The organism is Streptacidiphilus sp. MAP5-3, from assembly GCF_041262505.1.
Classification (GTDB): Bacteria; Actinomycetota; Actinomycetes; order Streptomycetales; family Streptomycetaceae; genus Streptacidiphilus.
In genome coordinates this window covers 1-19,904 of the sequence record NZ_JBGCCL010000017.1, presented here as the reverse complement: position 1 = coordinate 19,904, position 19,904 = coordinate 1, and the positions used below count along the sequence as shown (strand labels likewise).

Here is a 19,904-nt window from a genome sequence, read left to right as displayed (position 1 = left end):
ACCATGGCGCACCGTCCCGACCCGAGGGATCCCGCCGACGTCACCCTCAACCCGCTGTTCGCGCGGCCCGGGGAGGCGCGCAGCCTGCCGCGCTACCGGCTCGGCGAGCAGCCGATGCTGCCCGAGACCGCGTACCAGATCGTCCACGACGAGGCGATGCTCGACGGCAACGCACGGCTCAACCTGGCGACCTTTGTCGGTACCTGGATGGACGACGAGGCCCGGCGCGTCTACGCCGAGGCCTTCGACAAGAACATGATCGACAAGGACGAGTACCCGCAGACCGCGGCGATCGAGGAGCGCTGCTGGCGGATGGTTGCCGACCTCTGGCACGCGCCCGATCCCGCGACCGCCATCGGCTGCTCCACGATCGGCTCCTCCGAGGCCTGCATGCTGGGCGGCCTGGCGCTCAAGCGGCGTTGGCAGGAGTCCCGTCGTGCGCAGGGCAAGCCCGTCGACCGGCCCAACCTGGTGATGAGCTCGGCGGTCCAGGTCGTCTGGGAGAAGTTCTGCAACTACTGGGACGTCGAACCGCGCTACGTCCCGATCAGCGAGGAGCACCGGACGCTCGACGGGCACGGGCTGCGCGAGCACGTGGACGAGAACACCATCGGCGTGGTCTCCATCCTCGGCGTCACCTACACCGGAATGTACGAGCCGGTGGCCAAGGTGAGCGCGGCGCTTGACGAGATCCAGAAGGAGACCGGGCTCGACGTCCGGATCCATGTCGACGGTGCGTCAGGCGCGATGGTCGCGCCGTTCCTGCAACCGGAGTTGGCCTGGGACTTCCGGGTGCCGCGAGTGGTGTCGATCAACACCTCCGGCCACAAGTACGGGCTGGTCTACCCCGGCCTGGGCTGGGTGGTCTGGCGCGACCGGAGCCTGCTGCCGGAGAGCCTGGTGTTCACGGTCACCTATCTCGGCGGTGACATGCCGACCTTCGCGCTCAACTTCTCCCGCCCGGGCGCGCAGGTACTGCTGCAGTACTTCCAGTTCCTGCGGCTCGGCCGGGAAGGCTACCGCGAGGTCCAGCAGGCCTCGCAGGACGTGGCGAAGTTCCTGGCCGCCGGGATCGGCAGGCTGGACGCGTTCGAACTGTGGAACGACGCCTCGGACATCCCCGTCTTCGCGTGGCGGCAGGCCCCCGGACACAGCCATAACTGGACGCTCTACGACCTCTCCGACCGGCTGCGGCAGAAGGGTTGGCTGGTGCCCGCCTACCCGATGCCGGACGACCTCGCGGATCTGACGGTGCAGCGCATCGTGGTGCGCAACGGCCTCAGCCGGGACATGGCCCGCAGTCTGCTCGACGACATCGAGGAGAGCGTGCGGTACTTCGACAAGCTCACCGAGCCGCTGCCGGACGCCCCCCGGTCGAGCTACCACCACTGACGGGCCGCTGAGGGGCCGCTGAGCGGCCGGCTGAGGGGTCGGAGCCTCGGTGCTAGGCCAGGAACCGTTCACGGTCGACGAGCACCCGGTCGATCTCCCCCGAGGCCACCAGCGTGTCCGTGCTGTCGACGGCCTTGACCAGGAAGGTGAGCCGACGGCCCTCCGCTTCGAGCGGTGCGAAGGCGGAGACCTCGACGTGGTCGCCCACGCGGGTGGCACGGACGTGTGAGACGCGGATCGCGGTGCCGACGGTGGTCTGTCCCTCCGCAAGGAAGGGCGCCGCCGCCTCGACGGTGGCCGCCTCCAGCCACGCGATCAGCCGGGGCGTGCCGAGCACGGGGACGTCGCCGCTGCCCAGCGCGATGGCCGTGTCCGCATCGGTCACCTGATGACGCATCCTGTTCCGCCTGTCCCTCGGGGTTGATGGGCGGCGCCGCGCGGGGTGAGCCGGGACCTACCAGGCGTAGATCCGGTCCATGATGTCGTGACGCGGCACCGACTCCGGTCCCGGAAAGGAAATCATGACCGGCGAGTCGCTCGGGTCGCGGCCCTCGACGACGCGGAATCCGTCCGCCTCCCAGGCGGAGACGAGGACCTTGCGGTCCTTGAGCAACTGCTCGCAGCGGTCCAGGTCGTCGCGGTCCACCGCGGTCCAGAACACGTACTGCAGCCCGACCGTGCCGGCCTGACGGGCTCCGCCCGCGCCGGTGGCCCGCAGGTAGACCTGGAGTCCGTCCTCGCGGGACAGCAGGGCGGCGGTGTCCGTGCGGATCCGGGGCTCCAGCTTGAGCAACTCGCGGTAGAAGGCGATGGATTCGTCCAGCTGGTGGACGAAAAGCACGACCGAGCTCGGTCGTGGGCCCTGCGGAGGCTGGTCCGTGGTCATCGTGGTCTCCCGTCGTCCGGGTTCGTCGTCCGGGTTCGTCGTCCGGGTTCGTCGTCCGCGTGCGTCCGCCGCTGCTGGGTACAACCGCTTCCGGCAGCCGCTTCTCGGTATAACACAGCGCACCAGCGGGACGGCCGTGTGACATGGGCCCGGCATGGGCACCCCGGAATGAAGGGTGGGGAGCGAAGCAGGCGTGTCAGGCGGCTTCGCTCCCCGGGCGGACTGCCGTCGATCGACCAAACCGCGCAGCCGCTCCGGCCGGGATCCAGGGGGCTGTCACCGGCCGAGAAGAAACGTTACGGCGCTGGGCACGGGCGGCCTGCGGGCTCGGGGCTGATTAGCCCCGAAGGGTGAACGCGGGTCGATCGCGCGTGCGACCCGGGGGCTGCTCCCGGCAGGGCAGGGGCGGAACGGGGCCGGCGTGGGGTCAGCGCGGCGTGCGGGGGAGGCGGTGCCCCCACGGTCGCACCAGGGCGAGCGCGAGGGCCGCGCCGACGAGCTTGAGCGCGCCGGTGACCCAGGCCGCCGCCAGCAGGGCCGGGTCGCCGGCGAGAGCCTGACGCTCCAGACTCCCGCCGAGGGTGCCCAGGCCGGTCCGGCCACCGGAGCCCCAGTACAGGCTGATCGCGCCGAAGAGCACGCCCCACACGCACGCGGCGTAACCGGGCCAACTGCGGCGCAGGTGCTGTCTCACCGTGGTTTCCACGGTCGGAAGTGTGCCCGCGCAGGCGCGGGGAACACGGACGCCTCAGACCAGCTTGAGGTCGCGCGTCAGCGTCGCGAGGTCGACGCCGTTGACCGCGCCCGCCTCCTCGTACTGGTGGGCGAGCACCGCCCAGGCCTCGTCCGCGTAGGTGGACCACCAGTCCCAGGAGATCTGTTGCACCGCGCCCCAGGTCACGCAGTGGAGTCCCTGGGCGTCGTAGCCCAGCAGCGGGACGGCGTGGCCGCCCACGATCGCCTGCTCCTGCCAGCCGGGCTCCAGCATCCACGGCTTGCCCGCCTGGAACTGCTGCTCGGCGTTGGCGGGCACCTGGATCCCGGCGAAGACGCCGCCGAACAGCGCGATGCCCTGCCGGATCGCCACCAGCGCGTGGACGTTGACGGGGGCGTAGGCGAGGATCTGGTTGCCCCACAGTCCGCTGGTCTGCCAGGTGTGCAGCACCTGCGACTCCACCAGCCCGGTGTCCTGGCCGCCGGAGAGCTGCAGGTACTCGTCGACGACCTGCTGCTCGGTGGGGACGGCGTCCTTCTGTCCGGTCTGGGCGTTCCAGGACTGCATCAGGTGGGCCGCGGCGGCGACGGTGCAGTCGCCGTAGCGGTCGTTGCCGTCCATCGGCCAGCTGGTGACCGACGCGCCCCAGTCCACCGACGCGGGCGGCTTGGGCAGCGGGGCGGTCGTGTAGGCGTTCAACTCCTTGAGCACGACCGGGAACTGCGGTGCGAGCTTGCCGAGCTTTCCTGCGACGCGGGTCATCTGCCGCTCCCTCCGGGCGATATGCACACTCCGTGACTGCTGGTCACGGTTGGTGACGCACCAGCTTTCCAGATGCGACCGCAGGTCAGGGCTGTGTCGCGTTACCCGTCAGAGTGAAGTTGCGCCGCGTGTCCCGCGCCCCGGTGCGGCGCCTCCGCCTACGCTGAGGGCCGCCCGAGGGAAGTCTGCGCCCGAAGGGGGCCCCGAGCCGGAGGAACGTGAACGTGCCGACAGCCGACCGCCGTAGGACCGACCCCGTCCGCCTCCGGGCGGTGCTGCTGACGGTGCCGTTGCTTTTCTGCGCCGCGTGCGGCAGTGGCGGCTCGGTCGCCCCGGCGGCTCCGGCCGCATCCGCGGCTTCCGGAGGTGCGACGCCGGCCGTCGGGCCCGGGCCGCAGCAAGAGTACCGGGTGGCCGCTCAGCCGCCGGCGGGGAGTTGCCACTACCGCAGCGGCGACGGGCAACCGCTGCCGGACCCGCGCTGCACTCCGGGCGCGATCAACCCGGCCGTCACGCAGGCGAATCTGCGCCAGACCCTCTGTCGTCACGGCGGCTACACCGCCGGGGTCCGACCGCCGCGTCAGGTGACCGACGCGGAGAAGCGGCTCAACGCTCGGTCCTACGGCTACACCGGGCGGCTGTCCGATGCCGAGTACGACCACCTGGTCCCGCTCGGGGTCGGCGGCGACCCGAACGACCCGCGCAATCTGTGGGTCGAGCCGCCGTCCCCGGGCCACGTGTCCGGTTCCGGCACGGCGAACCCCAAGGACGACGTCGAGTCGGCGGTGCACGACGCGGTCTGCTCGGGTCAGGTCACGCTCCAGGCCGCACAGCAGGCGATCGCGTCGGACTGGACGACGGCGCTGGACGCTCTCGGCATTGCGGCGAAGCGTGGCTGACGGGAAGTCACTTCTGGTTTCGTGGCTACGGTTTGAGTTCTGCGCGGCGCCTGGAGAGGAAGTCGCGCTCCGTGGCGTTGGTCGCGACTGCCAGCGCCGCGTCGTAGGCGGCGGCCGCCTCGGCGCGGCGGCCGAGTCGTCGGAGCAGGTCGGCGCGGGTGGCGTGGAAGAGGTGGTAGCCCGCCAGCGCGTCCGCCGGGAGGGCGTCCACCGCGTCGAGCGCGGCCTGCGGGCCCGCCACCTCGGCCAGGGCGACGGCGCGGTTCAGCGCCACGACAGGCGTGGGCGCGAGTCGCAGCTGGAGGTCGTAGAGGGCCAGCACCTGTTGCCAACGGGCCTGTGGCGTCAGTGAGTCGTCGCTGTGCACGGCGTTGACGGCGGCCTGGATCTGGTACGGACCCGGGCTGCCGCGCCGCAGGCAGGCGCGGACGAGATTCTGACCCTCCGTCACCATCTCGCGGTCCCAACGCGACCGGTCCTGGTCGTCGAGCAGGACCAGCATCCCCTCCGCGTCGGTTCGCGCCGCGCGGCGGGCGTGGGTGAGCAGCAACAGCGCCAGCAGGCCGACGGCTTCGGGCTCGTCCGGCATCAACTCGACCAGGAGGCCCGCGAGTCGGAGCGCCTCCGCGCACAGGTCCTCGCGGAGCAGCGCCTCGCCGCCCGAGGCGGCGTAGCCCTCGTTGAAGACCAGGTAGACCGTGTCGAGTACGGCCCGTAGCCGGTCCGGGAGTTCGGCCTCCGCCGGGACCCGGTACGGGATGCCCGCATCCCTGATCTTGCGCTTGGCGCGCACCAGCCGCTGCGCCATGGTGGCCTCGGGTACGAGGAAGGCGTGGGCGATCTCGCCGGTCTCCAGCCCGCCCAGCAGCCGCAGGGTCAGGGCGACTTGCGCGTTGCGGGCCAGGGCCGGGTGACAGCAGGTGAAGATCAGACGCAGCCGGTCGTCGCGCACCGGACCCACCTCCTCCCCGTCGTCGCCGTCGCCGCCGTCGCCGTCGCCGCCGTCGCCGTCGCCGCCGTCGCCGGTGGTCCGGAGTTCCAACAGTTGCTGCGCCTCGACGTGCCGGGCGTGCCGCGAGGAGTCCCGCCGCAGCCGGTCGATGGCGCGGTTGCGGGCGGTGGTGGTGATCCAGGCGCCCGGGTTGGGCGGCACGCCGGCCTCCGGCCAGCGCTCCAGGGCCACCGTGAAGGCGTCCTGCACCGCTTCCTCGGCGAGGTCGATGTCGCCGAGGAAGCGGATCAGGGTGGCCACGCACCGGCCGTACTCGGTGCGGAAGACCTCTTCCGTGGCCGTGCCGCCGCCCGCTGCGGGCTGATCCACCGTCAGCGTCCCGTCGCTCTGCCTACTGCTCCGGCACTTCCTGGAAGGGGCGGACCTCGACGGGGCCCTGGCAGGCCCGGCTGCCCTCCTCGGCGAGGGCCAGCGCCGCGTCCAGGTCGGGGGCCTGGACGATCCAGAAGCCGCCCAGGTGCTCCTTGGTCTCGGCGAACGGGCCGTCGGTGGTCAGCGCCTTGCCGTCCTCCTGGATCCGCACCACGGTGGCGACGTCTGCCGGGTACAGCCCGCCCGCGAAGACCCACGCGCCGCTCTTCTGCAGCCGCTGGTTGAACACGTCGACGTCGGCGAACATCTTCTGCATGGCCTCCGGAGCAGGCGGCTCCTGGCCCTCGACCATGTGCACCGACAGCAGGTACTGCTTCATGACGTTCTCCTCGTTCCGCTGGTTGGTGGTCTCGCTGGTTGGCGATCCCCGGGACCGGCGTCCTGCTGGCCCGATACAACCACTACGAACGGGACCGCGCCCGATCGACACTCCTGGTCGGAAATCCCGGAAAAATCTTCAGCGCTGGACGACGCGCGCGGCGAGCAGGGCGATGTCGTCCTCCGCCTGGGCCGGGTCGGAGCTGTGCAGCACGGCGTCGAGGAGGTCGTCGAGCTCGCCCGCAGCGGGGAGCGGGAGGGCGGCGAGGCGCTCCAGGGAGACGTCGATGTCCTCGTGGCGCCGCTCCACCAGGCCGTCTGTGTAGAGGAGCAGCACCTGGCCGGGCAGCAGCTCGCGGACCAGGTGCTCGTAGCCGCCGACGCCCGTGCCCAGGGGCGGGCCGCTCGGGAGGGCCAGCAGTTCGGTGGGCCGGCCCGGGGTGACGAGCGCCGGGGGCAGGTGTCCCGCGCTGGAGAAGGTGACGCGGTTGCGGCTCGGCTCCAGCAGGGCGAGCAGGCAGGTGGCCGGGCGGGCGGCCTCGTTCTCGGAGATCAGCGAGTCGAGCTGGCGCAGGATCCGGTGCGGGGGCAGGTCGGCGCCTGCGACGTAGCGCAGCATCGAGCGATACGTCGACATGTCCACGGCAGCCTCGACGCCGTGGCCCATGACGTCGCCGATGACCAGCAGCGTCCGACCGAAGGGAAGCCGCACCGTCTCGTACCAGTCGCCGCCGACCACCGAGCTGGTGCCGGACGGCAGGTAGCGGCAGGCGATCTCCAGGTTCGGGTGCGGGTTGGCCGGCTCGGCCAGCAGGGCCCGCTGGAGTTCCAGGGCGATGCCCTGGGAGCGCATGTAGCGGCGGGCGTTGTCGATGCTGAGGGCGGCGCGGTCGGCGAGATCCTCGATCATCGCGATCTCGGCGTCCGAGAACTCCCGTTCGCCGGCGCGGGCCAGCACCAGAGCGCCCAGCAGATGTCCGCGCGCGCTCAGCGGGAGCGCGAGCATCGCGGCGATCCCGGCGGCGCGGAAGACGCTGCGGCTGTGCTCGTCGGAGAGCGCGACGGCGAGGTCCTCCTCCGTGCGCAGCGTGACCGCGACCGGTTTGGCCGCCGCCAGGCTGCGGGCCACGGCCGAGCCGTCCCGGTGGCGGACGGTTTCGCCGGGGTGCGCCAGCGTCGCCAGCTGCGGATGCAGCTCCGGGGTGCCCGCGACGGCGGCGCGCAGCAGCCGGGCGGAGCCGAGCGGAGCGCCGAGCCGGTGGTCCGGAGCGCCGGGCGGCAGGATGTCCACGGCCGCGAGGTCGGCCAGGGTGGGCACGGTGAAGCGGGCGAGCTCGGTGCAGGTGGTGTCTATGTCCAGCGTGGTGCCGATGCGTGCGCCGGCCGAGGTCAGCAGCGACAGCCGGGCGCGGGTCCGGACGGCCTCCTCGTCGTCGACGTTCGCCAGGACCAGCACGCCGGCTCGGGCGGTGGCTTCGGCACCTTCGGCTTCGGCGGAGGCTGCGCCCTCGGTGGAGGCTGCGGAGTCCGGCTCCAGGTCGAGGCGCTGCACCCGCAGTCGGGCCGCGCCGTAGTCGCCGACCCTGGCGATCCCGTCCTGCAGCACGTCATGCGCCGCGTCGGCGACGGCGGCGATCGTGCGCGGGTCGTCCGTGCCGGTCAGGCGGACGAAGGTCTCGTTGACGTACTGGCAGGCGAGTTGCCCGTCGAGCAGGGCGACGCCGAACGGCAGGTCCGTGACAAGGGCGGAGAGCAGCGCATCCCGGTTCACGCCCATGGCGAGGGCCGCAGCGTCCATTGATGCGCCGACGGCGTCCCGTGGGGGGACCTCCGCGCCCACCGCTCCCTCCTCAGCGCCGGGCTCGGACCCGGCCGACAGAACTTACCCCATGATCACGCAGGTTTCGGGCAAACGCACCTGTGTTCGGCTCGCTGTCGTCCGGTTCACACGTGAGCGATCCGTGTGTGTCGTCGGCGTCACCGTTCGCTCACAGGAGTCCTGGGGGCTCGCGTTCCGATCCGGATTCCGACCCGGATTCGTCCGCGGGCTCCGCCAAGGCTGTCGACCGGTCGCCGACCGGCTCGGCGCGCGCCGGGCGGTGAGCTGGTGTACCCCGGAGGGAGGGGTTCGCACCGGTCTCGGAGGAGGGCGTCATGCGGCTACGGGAAGTGCCGACCCGCACGGTGGTCGGCGCGTTCGTGTTCCACTCCGGGTGGAGCAAGTGGAACGCCGACCAGCAGACCGCCGACGCGCTGCACAGCGTGGCCGCCGGCGCCTACCCGCCACTCGACCCGCTGCCCGCGGACAAGTTCACCAAGGCGCTCTCCGTCGCCGAGATGGCGGTAGGCGGCGCGTTGTTGGCGCCGTTCGTGCCGACGGCCGTCGCGGGCGCAGCGCTGACCGGCTTCTCCGGAGCGTTGTTGGGCGTCTACTTCCGCACGCCAGGCATGCGCGAGCCGGGCAGCATCTGGCCGACGCACCAGGGCATCGCGCTGGCCAAGGACTCGTGGATGTTCGCCATCGGCCTCGGTCTGCTCACTGACGCGGCGACCCGCCGCTGCTGGCACGGGCACGCCCACGGGCACGCCTACGGGCAGACTCATGAGCAGGCCCGTGCGGTCCACAGGGCTCGGGCCGCCGCCGCGACCCATGCCGCCCTCGCTGCTCGTGCCGCGCTCACCGCCCGGGCTGCGAGCGCGGGTCGGCCGGCCCGGCATCTTCGGTGACGCGACGACTCAGTTTGCCGCCGCCCGCGCGGACTTCTTGTCCGCCCGGTCGAGGCTGCGCTTGTCAAGGAAGTGCTTGAGCCGTTGCCACGGCCAGGTGTTGATCACCGCGTCCGGTGTCAGCCAGGCGCGTTGTGCCTGGCCCACGCCGTAGCGGGGGTTGTCCAGCTGGACCGTCGAGTGGGCGTCGCTGTCGATCGAGAAGTGGACGCCCGCCTGGTGGGCCCGTCGGATCAGTTCGTCGTTGAGGTCGAGCCGCTGCGGGGAGGCGTTGATCTCCAGCGCCGTCCCCGTGCGCGCGCAGGCCGCGAAGACCGCGTCCAGGTCCGCGTCGATGCCGCCGCGACGGCCGAGACGGCGCGTGGTGAGGTGCCCGATGATGTGGATGTAGGGGTTCTCGCAGGCCCGGATCAGGCGGCGGGTCTGCGCGTCGCGGCTGGCTCCGAAGTGGGAGTGGATCGAGGCGACGCAGAGGTCGAAGCCGGCCAGGAACTCCGCGGGCCAGTCGACGCCGCCGTCCGGGCCGATGTTGAGTTCGGTGCCGTGCAACAGCCGCATCCGGCCGTACTGTCCGGCCAGTTCGCGCAGCCGCTCCCGCTGGGCGAGCATCTTCTCGTCGGTCATCCGCTGCATGACCAGGTCGGGCGCGTGGTCGGTGACCGCGGCGTAGGTGTAGCGGCGCGCGGCGCAGGTGGCGAGCATCTCGTCGAGCGTGGCGATGCCGTCGGTCAGGTCGGTGTGCAGGTGCAGGTCGCCGCGCAGGTCGCGGACGGTGACCAGGGTGGGCAGCCGGTCGTCGAGTGCCGCCTCGATCTCGCCCCGGTCCTCCCGCAGGGGCGGCGGGATCCACGGCAGGCCGAGCGCGGCGTAGACCTCGTCCTCGGTGGCGGACGCGATCCGCTCCTCCGTCGACGTGTCGAAGAGGCCGTACTCGGAGAGCTTGAGCCCCGCTTTGACCGCCATGGTCCGGAGCCGGATGTTGTGGGCCTTGGAGCCGGTGAAGTACACCAGCGCCGCGCCCCGCGCGTCCGGCGGGACCACCCGTAGGTCGACCTGGAGCCCGCGCGCGGTTCGGATCGAGGTCTTGGTCGGGCCGTGGACGATGACCTCGCCGCCGTCCGTGACCAGCGGGAGCGCGACGAAGGCGTCCATCAGCGGGCCCGAGTCCTCGGCCGAGGCGAGGATGTCGAGGTCGCCGACCGTCTCCCGGAACCGGCGCAGCGAGCCCGCGTAGGTGCAGTCGTGGCAGCCGCGCACCGTGGACAGCGCGGCGACGATCTCGTCCGCGACGTCGAAGGCCACGTCCAGCGTGGTCCGCTCCGAGGACTGCTGGAGCAGGTCCAGGCCGTGCAGGATGTTCTGCTCGGTGCGGCCGCCGAAGCCCGGCAGGTCGTGCAGCCGTCCGGCCTCGGCGGCCTTGCGCAGTTCGGCGGGGGTGGAGACGCCCAGCTCGCGGTGGAGGGTGAGCGCCTTGCGCGGACCGAGGCCCGGGATCGCGGTCATCTCCCGCACGCCCGGCGGGATCTGGGCGCGCAGCGCCTCCAACGCCTGGATCGCGCCGGTGCTGCGGAACTCGTCGACCTTCTCCGCCACGGACTTGCCCACGCCGGGGATCTCGCGCAGCCCCTTGGCGTCCAGTCCGGCCAGGTCGGCGCCGTGACCGGCGATCGCCCGCGCCGCCTTGGTGTAGGCGCGGGCCCGGAAAGCGTCCCCGCCGGTGAGGGTCAACAGGTCGGCGTACTCGTCCAGGAGCGCGGCGACCTCGTCGTTGAGCCGGGCCATGGGCTCAGCCTACGGTCGCCCTGGGCGCCGCGCATGCGACGTCAGTCGCGCGGGTGGAGCTCGGCGCCGCAGCGCCGGCAGGTGGCGGCCCTCGGGTCGTCCGGGGCGGCGTCGCACTGCGGGCAGAGACGGTTACGCTGGTCCGCCGCAGGCCAGGGGTCTGCGTTCGGTCTGCGGGTGCTCGGGACCAAGATCAGCCCTACCGTGTAGAACGTGACAAAGGCGGACAAGGGTGACGGAGGGCGCCCCGCAGGGCCGATGAGCCCGGCGGGGAGCGTCCTGTGGGCGTTGCTGCCCCTGTTCACGATCGGACTCGGCACCTTCGCGGTGCTGGGCTGGGCCGCCTGGTGGTTGCAGCAGCGGGCGCTGGCCGTGCTGTCCGGGATCGCGCTGGCAGTCACGGTCGTCGCGCTGGTCATGGCCGACGCGCCGACCGACTCGGTCGAGAGCACGACGGCCGGCGGACTGGTCTCCGTGGTGCTGGTCGGCGGTGGGTTGGGCGCAACCTTCTCGGTGCGTCGACGCCTGGTCGGGGCGCCGCTCGCGCGGGAGGCGCTGCCGTCCCCGGAGGAGGCCGCGAACGAGGCGGTCCTGGCGGACGCGAGGGCGCGTCGGGAGCTCCGGGTCCACGCGCGCGAGTTGCTGGCCGACGACCCCGGGCTCGCCCGCGAACTCCGGATCGGCCGCCCGGACCTGCCCCGCGCCTACGACGACGGCGGTCTCGCCGACGTCAACCACGTCCCCGCGCCGGTCCTGGCGTCCCTGCCCGGCATGACGCCGGACCTGGCCCGGCAGATAGTCGAGACCCGGGAGTCGCGCGGCAGCTTCACCTGCATCCAGGAGCTGGAGGTCTTCGCCGATCTTCCTGACGAACTCGCGGTGGAGCTGGCGGACCGCCTGCTGTTCCTGAACTGAGTGAATATCCATCGCAGAACGGATGGTGACGTGACGTCAGGGTTTGTCGTTGGCGTGGGTGGGGGGTGGGGGATCGCCCGGTCCATCCCGTGTGTCCCAATTTTCTCCCATTTAACCGTGGCATCGTCGGCTTTCAGCACGTAGCGTGGGGGGCCGGGGGAGCGGCGGACGGGCGAGCGGACTCGGGAGCAGCTCATGGTGGCAGTCCTCAAACTGGCGGCGGTACTGGTGCTGGGCGCCGGTGCACTTCTTCCTGCGGCGGCCTCGCCCGGGCATGCGGCGACGTCGACGATTTCGAAATCGTCGGCGCAGTCGGCGCAGTCGGCACCGTCGACAACGGCGTCCGGGAGTACCGGTCAGACGAGCCCGCCGGTGGTCCTGGACTGCTCCGGCAAGCCCCAGTCGCAGCCGAGCCAGTACGTGCTGGCCTGCGGGGACGGCAACAACTACCTGACCTCCGCGCACTGGACCCGCTGGGACGGCGTGTCGGCGTACGCGACGGCGACGGACGTGGCCAACGACTGCCAGCCGTACTGCGCAGCGGGGCACTTCCACAGTTTCCCGGTCGACGTCACCCTCACCGACCCGGTCCCGTGGCAGGGCCACGCGGGCCAGACCCGGTACACCAAGGTGACGCTCTTCTACCCGGGACCGAGGCCCGCCCACGCGGCGCAGACGGTGACCCTCCCGTTGGCTGCGGGTCCGGCGATTTCCTCGGCGACGTAGACAGTTCTGCACTCAGGTAGGTGCAACTGCTACTGCTACAGGTGCAAAGCGCGGAAGAGGCCGAGGGTGTTGGCCATCAGGAACACCGCGTAGACGCACAGCAGCAGACCGGCCACCCGGGCGGGCAGGCGGCGCGCCGCCGTCCGGGTGGCTGCCGCGCCGTCGAAGCCGAAGCCGTCGCCGAGGGTGCGCATCGCCCGGGTCGGGGCCAGCAGCAGGGTGCCGCCGACGGCGAGCAGGGTGAAGGTGATGATGCAGGGCAGGGCGGCGAGTTCGATCAGGCCCACGGGGTGGTCTCCTCCGATTTCCGGTTCAGGCTCAGCGGCTCAGCGGTTTCGAGCTCAGCTGGCCAGGGCCACGCCGTGGCCGTGGTTGTGGTGGTGGCGCAGGCCCAGCCGGGCCAGCAGGCCCGCGCGTGGAGTGGGCAGGAAGGTGACGTCGCCGGGCCGCACCGCCACGGACTCGACGGCCTGCCGCAGGGTCTCCGACCGGACCACGGTCGGCTGGACCCGCACCGGCTCCTCGGGACCGATCGCGTCCGAGACCAGCTCGTCGAGCTGGTCGCACGCGCGGCGCTCCCAGTCGCGTGCCAGTTCCGGACACGGGTGCGCCCGGTAGAGCTGCTCGCCGCCGACCGGGTACCAGGCCAGCACGGGGACCAGCGCGGCATGCTGCCGCCGCGCCTCCTCCGCCGCGCGACGCAGCAGCGCGACGTCTCCGACCTCGTCGCTCACGCCGACGATCACTCGTGAGGTCTCAGTCATGGCACACGCTTCTTTCTGGCCCTCGGGCTTCCTGGCGTTCCGGCGTTCTGGCGTACGGATGTTCCGAACGGCAGAACAGCGCTACGGCGGTCCACCCGGACCGCCCGACTCCATTGGACGGCGTGAAAAGGTGTGCCACCAGGGCCATTGACGCGCTCCATACGCCTGCGGCCCGCTCCTTGACGCCTCCCTGACCCGTCCCTGGGCCCGGTGTTCGAGTGACGCGCAAACTGGGCAGGGAGCGGACGCGAGGGTGGCGGACGGTGGCGGGCGAGGAGAGGGTGCGATGAGCGATGCCGGCGGGATCGTCACCGGCGTCTTCCTGGGTGTCGGCGGGGTCGTCGCCTATCTGGCGGGGATCGTCGGCATGGGGCAGACGCGCCGGATCCGTCACGACGGCCGTCGGGTGCGTGCCCTGGTCCGGCTCCGGCCCGGTGCCACCCGGCCGTTGCTGCAGTTCACCACGGATGACGACCGCGAGCTGGTGATGGAGGTCTACGGCCCCTCCGGGCTGCGGGACGGCAGTGAGGTCTGGCTCCGCTACGACCCGGCCGATCCGCGCGAGGTGGTGGTGGAGGGCCGTGAGGGCAGCGGGCGCGAACGGGTCTTCGTCGCGCTCGGGGTGGTGGCGGTGCTGGCGGCGCTGGCGCTGCTGGTCGGGCCGGGCTGAGCTGCGGAAAGGCGGCCGGACAGGCGGCAGCGGGGGTGCGTTCGGACGCCCGCGTCAAGGGTTCGTCAGGAGATCGGCCAGGGGCGTGAAGGAGGCGTCAGGGCGGTCAGGTCGAGGTGCAGAACCCGGCTAGGTTCTCTGGTCAGGGGGAACCAGGCCCGCAGTTCCGTGGGGGAGCAACGGGCCGGGGGTTTGCTTTCCGCCGGTCAAGCCTTGCAGGGCGGCGACCGGTAAAGGTGGGAGAGCAACAGCGAGGGGCGTGCGGCCCGAGGGAGAGCCGCGCGCCCCTTTTCCTTTTGTCTCTGCTTCCCCTTGTCCTGACCCGGGTTGACCGAAACCCCGCTTGTTTCGCAACGCCCGGGCGACCCTCCGGTCTCAGCCGGATAAAGGACCGATAAGAGCGCGTATCGGTTCCTGGGGGCCGCGCAAGGAGGGCGTCAAGGATGTGCTGACGGCATCTGCACGTGCGCTTTCCTTTCGGTTGCCGCCCATAGGGCGGCGCCGCCCGGGAACTCTCCCGGCCGGATCACGCCTTCGTTCTTCTGGGGTGGCCTTCCCATGCAGGACCTGTTCTTCGTCGGGGTGACGATCGTGGTGTTCGCGGTCCTCGCCTTGATTGTCAAGGGGGTTGAGCGGCTGTGAACGCCGACAACATCATCGGCCTGATCGTGTCGATCGGCCTTGTCGCCTACCTCATCGCGGCCCTGATCCGTCCGGAGAAGTTCTAGTGAACCCTACCCTCGCGGGCTTTCTGCAGGCCCTCGCCCTGGTAGGAGCGCTGGCGCTCTCCTACCGGCCGCTGGGCGACTACATGGCCTACGTGCTGACGACCCGTAAGCACCTGCGCGTGGAGCGCGGCATCTACAGACTGATCGGCGTCGACGGTGACGCGGAGCAGACCTGGGCCGCCTATCTGCGCTCGGTATTGGCCTTCTCGTTCGTCTCGGTCCTCTTCCTCTACGCGTTCCAGCGGCTGCAGGAGCACCTGTGGCTCTCGCTCGGCTTTCCGGCGGTCTCGCCGGCGGTGGCGTGGAACACCGCTGCGTCGTTCGTCACCAACACCAACTGGCAGTCGTACTCGGGTGAGTCGACGATGGGCCACCTGGTACAGATGGCGGGACTGACGGTCCAGAACTTCCTCTCGGCCGCCGTCGGCATCGCCGTCGTCACCGCGCTGATCCGCGGCTTCATCCGTCAGAAGACCGACCTGTTGGGCAACTTCTGGGTCGACCTCAGCCGGCTGACGGTGCGGGTGCTGCTGCCGATCTCGGTCGTCTTCGCTCTTGTCCTGGTCGCGGGCGGTGTGGTCGAGAACCTGCACCTGCCGACGATCATCCACACGCTGAGCGGTACCGCGCAGTCGATCCCGGGTGGTCCGGTGGCCTCGCAGGAGGTCATCAAGGAGCTGGGCACCAACGGCGGCGGCTTCTACAACGCCAACTCGGCGCACCCGTTCGAGAACCCGAACCCGTTCACCAACCTGCTGGAGATCTACCTCCTGCTGGTGATCTCGTTCGCGCTGTGCCGCACCTTCGGCACGATGGTGAAGTCGCAGAAGCAGGGCTACGCGATCGTCTCGGTCATGGGCCTGTACTGGGCCGCCTCGGCTGCGCTGATCTCGTTCTTCGAGAACCAGCACTCGGGCATCGCCGCCCACATCGCCGGTGCGGCGATGGAGGGCAAGGAGGTCCGCTTCGGCATCCCGGGCAGCTCGCTGTTCGCCGCCTCGACCACGCTGACCTCGACCGGTGCGGTCAACGCCGCGCACGACTCGCTGACGCCGCTCGGCGGTGGCGTGACGATCCTGAACATGATGTTCGGTGAGGTCGCGCCCGGCGGTACCGGTTCGGGCCTCTACGGCATCCTGGTGCTGGCGATCGTGACGGTCTTCGTCGCGGGTCTGATGGTCGGCCGCACGCCGGAGTACCTGGGCAAGAAGCTCGGTGGCCGCGAGATGAAGTTCGCCTCGCTCTACATCCTGACCACGCCCTCGATCGTGCTGGTGGGTACCGGTCTGGCGATGTCGCTGAAGGCCGGTCACGGCGGCGGTATGAACAACACCGGCCCGCACGGCTTCTCCGAGGTCCTCTACGCGTTCACCTCGGCCGCCAACAACAACGGTTCCGCGTTTGCCGGTATCACGGTGACCAGTAACCACTGGCAGGAGGCCCTCGGTCTGGCGATGCTGTTCGGCCGGTTCCTGCCGATGGTCTTCGTCCTGGCGCTCGCCGGTTCGCTGGCCAAGCAGCAGCACGTGCCGGCGTCGACCGGCACGCTCAAGACCCACAGCCCGCTCTTCGTCGGCATGTTGTCCGGCGTGATCCTGATCGTCGTCGGGCTCACCTACTTCCCGGCCCTGGCGCTCGGGCCGCTCGCGGAAGGCCTCCACTGATGTCCACACCCACCCTGCACTCTCCGGAGGTCACGCCGGAGTCCCCGCAGCCCGAGCTTCCGGCTGAGCGTCGGATCGGCGGGGGCCTGCTCGACCCCAAGCAGCTGCTCAAGTCCTTCCCGGACGCGTGCAAGAAGCTCGACCCGCGGGTGATGTTCAAGAACCCGGTCATGTTCGTGGTCGAGGTGGGCTCGGTGCTCACCACGCTGTCCGCGATCGAGAAGCCCAGCGTCTTCGCCTGGGTGATCACCGTCTGGCTCTGGCTGACCGTCGTCTTCGCCAACCTGGCCGAGGCCGTCGCCGAGGGCCGTGGCAAGGCGCAGGCCGACACGCTGCGCAAGACCCGTACGGACACCCTGGCGCGGCGCGTCGTCGGCGCCTGGGCCCCGGGTGCCACGGAGGTCGCCGAGGAGGAGATCTCCGCCACCCAGCTCAAGCTGGGTGACCACGTCATAGTCCAGGCCGGTCAGGTCATTCCCGGTGACGGTGACGTGGTCGAGGGTGTCGCCTCGGTGGACGAGTCGGCGATCACGGGTGAGTCGGCTCCGGTCATCCGTGAGTCGGGCGGTGACCGTTCCGCGGTGACCGGTGGTACGAAGGTGCTATCGGACCGGGTCGTCGTGAAGATCACGTCGGAGCCGGGCAAGACCTTCATCGACCGGATGATCGCGCTGGTCGAGGGTGCCGCTCGGCAGAAGACGCCGAACGAGATCGCGCTGAACATCCTGCTGGCGTCGCTGACCATCGTCTTCCTGCTGGCAGTTGTCACGTTGCAGCCGATGGCGAAGTACGCCGGTGCGCCGCAGACGATCGTCGTGCTGGTGTCGCTGCTGGTCGCGCTGATCCCGACGACGATCGGTGCGCTGCTCTCCGCGATCGGCATCGCCGGTATGGACCGGCTGGTGCAGCGCAACGTGCTGGCGATGTCCGGTCGCGCCGTCGAGGCCGCGGGCGACGTCTCCACGCTGCTGCTGGACAAGACCGGCACCATCACCTTCGGCAACCGCCAGGCCGCCGAGTTCGTGACCGTCGGGGGTGCCGACGCGAACGAGGTCGCGAGTGCCGCGCAGCTCTCGTCCCTCGCGGACGAGACGCCCGAGGGCCGTTCCATCGTGGTGCTGGCCAAGGAGAAGTACGGTCTGCGCGAGCGTGCGCAGGGCGAGTTGGCCCACGCCGAGTGGATCGAGTTCACCGCCCAGACCCGCATGTCGGGTGTGGACCTGGACGAGACGACCGGCCTCCACGCCATCCGCAAGGGTGCCGCTGCCGCCGTCGCGACCTGGGTCCAGGAGAACGGCGGGCAGACGTCCAACGAGCTGGACGTGGCGGTCGAGCGGATCTCCAACCTCGGTGGTACGCCGCTGGTGGTCGCGGAGAAGAAGGGCGATGCCCCGGCCCGCGTGCTGGGCGTCATCTACCTCAAGGACGTCGTCAAGCCCGGCATCAAGGAGCGCTTCGCGGAGATGCGCACCATGGGCATCAAGACGGTCATGATCACGGGTGACAACCCGCTGACGGCCGCCGCGATCGCCGAGGAGGCGGGCGTGGACGACTTCCTCGCGGAGGCGACTCCCGAGGACAAGATGGCCCTGATCAAGAAGGAGCAGGAGGGCGGCCGTCTGGTCGCCATGACCGGTGACGGCACCAACGACGCTCCCGCGCTCGCGCAGGCGGACGTCGGCGTGGCTATGAACACCGGTACCTCGGCCGCCAAGGAGGCCGGGAACATGGTGGACCTGGACTCCAACCCGACCAAGCTGATCGAGATCGTCGAGATCGGCAAGCAGCTCCTGATCACCCGCGGTGCGCTGACCACCTTCTCCATCGCCAACGACGTCGCGAAGTACTTCGCGATCATCCCGGCCATGTTCGCCAGCGTGTACCCCGGCCTCGGCAAGCTGAACATCATGCAGCTGCACAGCCCGACGTCGGCGATCGCCTCGGCGATCATCTTCAACGCGCTGATCATCATCGGCCTGATCCCGCTGGCCCTGCGTGGCGTCCGCTACCGGCCCTCGACCTCGCAGTCGCTGCTCCGCCGCAACCTGGGGATCTACGGCATCGGCGGTCTGATCCTGCCGTTCGTCGGCATCAAGCTGATCGACCTCGTCGTCATGTACATCCCCGGCCTGCACTGAGCACTCCGTACGGAGAAGAAGAGAAGTGATGAATCGTCATGGCTAAGCCCCTCCCCACCTCGGTGCGGAACCACCTGACGGGTCTGCGGATCCTGCTCCTGTTCACGGTGCTCTGCGGCCTTGCCTACCCGCTGGCGATCACCGGGATCTCCCAGGCGGCCTTCAGCGACCAGGCCAACGGCTCGCTGGTCAAGAACGCGCAGGGACAGGTCGTCGGCTCCTCGCTGATCGGCCAGAACTTCACCGTCCTCTCCAAGGACGGCAAGTCCCAGACGCCGGACTCGAAGTACTTCCAGTCCCGTCCGTCGGCGGCCGGAGCGCTCGGCTACGACCCGACCGCGTCCGGCGCCACCAACAAGGGCACCAACGACGCCGGTCTGGCCGCGACCTACACCCAGCTGAAGGCGGCCCTGGCCGCGTTCAACGGAGTGTCGCAGAGCGCGGTTCCGCCGGACGCGATCACCTCGTCCGGCTCCGGCCTGGACCCGGACATCAGCCCCGCCTACGCGGCCATCCAGGTCAACCGGGTCGCCAAGGCCCGCGGTCTGTCGGTGGCTACCGTTCAGGCGCTGGTCACGAAGTACACGCAGGGCCGTGACCTCGGCTTCCTGGGCGAGCCCCGCGTGAACGTGCTGGAGCTCAACACCGCTCTGACCAACCTCGGCTGAGTCGACGTCAGGCAGCAGTATCCGCAGTACCCGCAGTACCCCGTAGTACGCATCACCGGTCCGGCCGCGCGGAGCAGATCGGCTCCGCGCGGCCGGACCGCACAGATCGTCACTCGTAACTCGCAAGGGAGTTCCTGGTGTCAGCGCGGAGCGGGTCGGTCCCGCCGGGCAGGTTGAAGGTCTTCCTCGGCTCGGCGCCGGGCGTGGGCAAGACCTACAAGATGCTCGACGAGGCGCAGCGCAGACTGGCCCGAGGGCAGGACGTGGTGGTCGGCTATGTCGAGTGCCACAAACGCCCGAATACCGAGGCGCTGCTGACCGGTCTGGAGACTGTGCCACGGCTCGAACGCGAGTACCGCGGCGGCCGGTTCACCGAGATGGACGTGGACGCGGTGATCGCCAGGGCGCCGCGCGTCGCCGTGGTGGACGAACTGGCCCACACCAACGTGCCCGGCGGGCGCAACGCCAAGCGCTGGCAGGACATCCAGCAAATCCTCGACGCGGGCATCGACGTCCTCACGGCCGTCAACGTGCAGCATCTCGAGTCGCTCAACGACGTGGTTCAGAAGATCACGGGGGTGCCGCAGCGGGAGACCGTCCCGGACGAGGTGGTGCGCCGCGCCGACCAGATCGAGCTGGTCGACATGGCCCCCGAGGGCCTGCGCCGACGGATGGCCCACGGCAACGTCTACACCGCCGAGAAGGTCGACGCCGCCCTCTCCAACTACTTCCGCGTCGGCAACCTCACCGCCCTGCGCGAACTGGC

The 19,904-nt window shown here is 70.6% G+C and carries 20 protein-coding genes and 1 pseudogene; 11 read left to right on the top strand and 10 right to left on the bottom strand.

The window, feature by feature from the left end; translation table 11 throughout:
• Nucleotides 1–3: 3 nt before the first annotated feature.
• Nucleotides 4–1,392: a glutamate decarboxylase gene (locus tag ABH928_RS23555; RefSeq protein WP_370069686.1), complete on the top strand. Its 1,389-nt coding sequence runs from the start codon at nt 4–6 to the stop codon at nt 1,390–1,392.
• A 52-nt stretch (nt 1,393–1,444) separates the two neighbouring features.
• Here ABH928_RS23555 and ABH928_RS23550 read toward each other — a convergent pair whose 3' ends face one another.
• The 4 genes from ABH928_RS23550 to ABH928_RS23535 all read right to left on the bottom strand — a co-directional run bounded on the left by ABH928_RS23550 (nt 1,445) and on the right by ABH928_RS23535 (nt 3,755).
• The gene (locus ABH928_RS23550) at nt 1,445–1,777 is read right to left on the bottom strand and encodes a thioesterase family protein (RefSeq protein ID WP_370069684.1); all 333 of its coding nucleotides are present in this window, start codon (nt 1,775–1,777) and stop codon (nt 1,445–1,447) included.
• Nucleotides 1,778–1,846: 69 nt separating this feature from the next.
• Entirely contained in the window at nt 1,847–2,278 is a 432-nt protein-coding gene (locus ABH928_RS23545) for a VOC family protein (protein WP_370069682.1), read from the bottom strand.
• Between the two features lie 427 nt (nt 2,279–2,705).
• Entirely contained in the window at nt 2,706–2,984 is a 279-nt protein-coding gene (locus tag ABH928_RS23540) for a DUF3995 domain-containing protein (protein WP_370069680.1), read from the bottom strand.
• 42 nt (nt 2,985–3,026) lie between these two features.
• Nucleotides 3,027–3,755: a hypothetical protein gene (locus ABH928_RS23535; RefSeq protein ID WP_370069678.1), complete on the bottom strand. Its 729-nt coding sequence runs from the start codon at nt 3,753–3,755 to the stop codon at nt 3,027–3,029.
• Between the two features lie 224 nt (nt 3,756–3,979).
• Here ABH928_RS23535 and ABH928_RS23530 point away from each other — a divergent pair, with 224 nt between their 5' ends.
• Nucleotides 3,980–4,654, top strand: a complete 675-nt coding sequence (locus ABH928_RS23530) for a hypothetical protein (protein WP_370069676.1) — start codon at nt 3,980–3,982, stop codon at nt 4,652–4,654.
• 25 nt (nt 4,655–4,679) lie between these two features.
• Here ABH928_RS23530 and ABH928_RS23525 read toward each other — a convergent pair whose 3' ends face one another.
• The 3 genes from ABH928_RS23525 to ABH928_RS23515 form a co-directional block, all read right to left on the bottom strand.
• Nucleotides 4,680–5,975, bottom strand: a complete 1,296-nt coding sequence (locus ABH928_RS23525) for an RNA polymerase sigma factor (RefSeq protein WP_370069674.1) — start codon at nt 5,973–5,975, stop codon at nt 4,680–4,682.
• 22 nt (nt 5,976–5,997) lie between these two features.
• The gene (locus ABH928_RS23520) at nt 5,998–6,357 is read right to left on the bottom strand and encodes a YciI family protein (RefSeq protein ID WP_370069672.1); all 360 of its coding nucleotides are present in this window, start codon (nt 6,355–6,357) and stop codon (nt 5,998–6,000) included.
• A 138-nt stretch (nt 6,358–6,495) separates the two neighbouring features.
• Entirely contained in the window at nt 6,496–8,196 is a 1,701-nt protein-coding gene (locus ABH928_RS23515) for a PP2C family protein-serine/threonine phosphatase (protein ID WP_370069670.1), read from the bottom strand.
• A 314-nt stretch (nt 8,197–8,510) separates the two neighbouring features.
• On the opposite strand from ABH928_RS23515, the gene ABH928_RS23510 reads away from it, so the two are divergent.
• The gene (locus ABH928_RS23510) at nt 8,511–9,083 is read left to right on the top strand and encodes a hypothetical protein (protein WP_370069668.1); all 573 of its coding nucleotides are present in this window, start codon (nt 8,511–8,513) and stop codon (nt 9,081–9,083) included.
• Nucleotides 9,084–9,092: 9 nt separating this feature from the next.
• On the opposite strand, the gene polX is transcribed toward ABH928_RS23510, so the two are convergent.
• Nucleotides 9,093–10,865: a DNA polymerase/3'-5' exonuclease PolX gene (polX, locus tag ABH928_RS23505; RefSeq protein ID WP_370069666.1), complete on the bottom strand. Its 1,773-nt coding sequence runs from the start codon at nt 10,863–10,865 to the stop codon at nt 9,093–9,095.
• A 213-nt stretch (nt 10,866–11,078) separates the two neighbouring features.
• Between polX and ABH928_RS23500 the strand changes: the two genes are divergently transcribed.
• Together ABH928_RS23500 and ABH928_RS23495 are read left to right on the top strand one after the other, a co-directional pair.
• Nucleotides 11,079–11,780 (top strand): ComEA family DNA-binding protein, encoded by a 702-nt coding sequence (locus ABH928_RS23500; protein WP_370069664.1) that lies wholly within the window; start codon nt 11,079–11,081, stop codon nt 11,778–11,780.
• A gap of 195 nt (nt 11,781–11,975) precedes the next feature.
• A complete protein-coding gene (locus ABH928_RS23495; RefSeq protein WP_370069662.1) occupies nt 11,976–12,506 on the top strand; it encodes a hypothetical protein in 531 nt (176 codons plus the stop codon).
• 35 nt (nt 12,507–12,541) lie between these two features.
• On the opposite strand, the gene ABH928_RS23490 is transcribed toward ABH928_RS23495, so the two are convergent.
• A complete protein-coding gene (locus ABH928_RS23490) occupies nt 12,542–12,793 on the bottom strand; it encodes a hypothetical protein (RefSeq protein WP_370069660.1) in 252 nt (83 codons plus the stop codon).
• 54 nt (nt 12,794–12,847) lie between these two features.
• The gene (locus ABH928_RS23485) at nt 12,848–13,270 is read right to left on the bottom strand and encodes a universal stress protein (protein ID WP_370069658.1); all 423 of its coding nucleotides are present in this window, start codon (nt 13,268–13,270) and stop codon (nt 12,848–12,850) included.
• A 286-nt stretch (nt 13,271–13,556) separates the two neighbouring features.
• Here ABH928_RS23485 and ABH928_RS23480 point away from each other — a divergent pair, with 286 nt between their 5' ends.
• From ABH928_RS23480 to ABH928_RS23455, 6 genes and pseudogenes are all read left to right on the top strand, one after another.
• Entirely contained in the window at nt 13,557–13,940 is a 384-nt protein-coding gene (locus ABH928_RS23480; protein WP_370069656.1) for a DUF3592 domain-containing protein, read from the top strand.
• A 638-nt stretch (nt 13,941–14,578) separates the two neighbouring features.
• Entirely contained in the window at nt 14,579–14,668 is a 90-nt protein-coding gene (gene kdpF, locus ABH928_RS23475; protein ID WP_196193981.1) for a K(+)-transporting ATPase subunit F, read from the top strand.
• A complete protein-coding gene (kdpA, locus tag ABH928_RS23470) occupies nt 14,668–16,332 on the top strand; it encodes a potassium-transporting ATPase subunit KdpA (RefSeq protein ID WP_370069653.1) in 1,665 nt (554 codons plus the stop codon). The genes kdpF and kdpA overlap by 1 nt, the downstream gene beginning before the upstream one ends.
• Nucleotides 16,332–18,470: a potassium-transporting ATPase subunit KdpB gene (gene kdpB / locus ABH928_RS23465; protein ID WP_370069650.1), complete on the top strand. Its 2,139-nt coding sequence runs from the start codon at nt 16,332–16,334 to the stop codon at nt 18,468–18,470. Before kdpA ends, kdpB begins: the two co-directional genes overlap by 1 nt.
• Nucleotides 18,471–18,508: 38 nt before the next feature.
• The gene (kdpC, locus tag ABH928_RS23460) at nt 18,509–19,138 is read left to right on the top strand and encodes a potassium-transporting ATPase subunit KdpC (protein ID WP_370069648.1); all 630 of its coding nucleotides are present in this window, start codon (nt 18,509–18,511) and stop codon (nt 19,136–19,138) included.
• Between the two features lie 137 nt (nt 19,139–19,275).
• A pseudogene (locus ABH928_RS23455) lies at nt 19,276–19,904 on the top strand (histidine kinase); the annotation flags it as partial.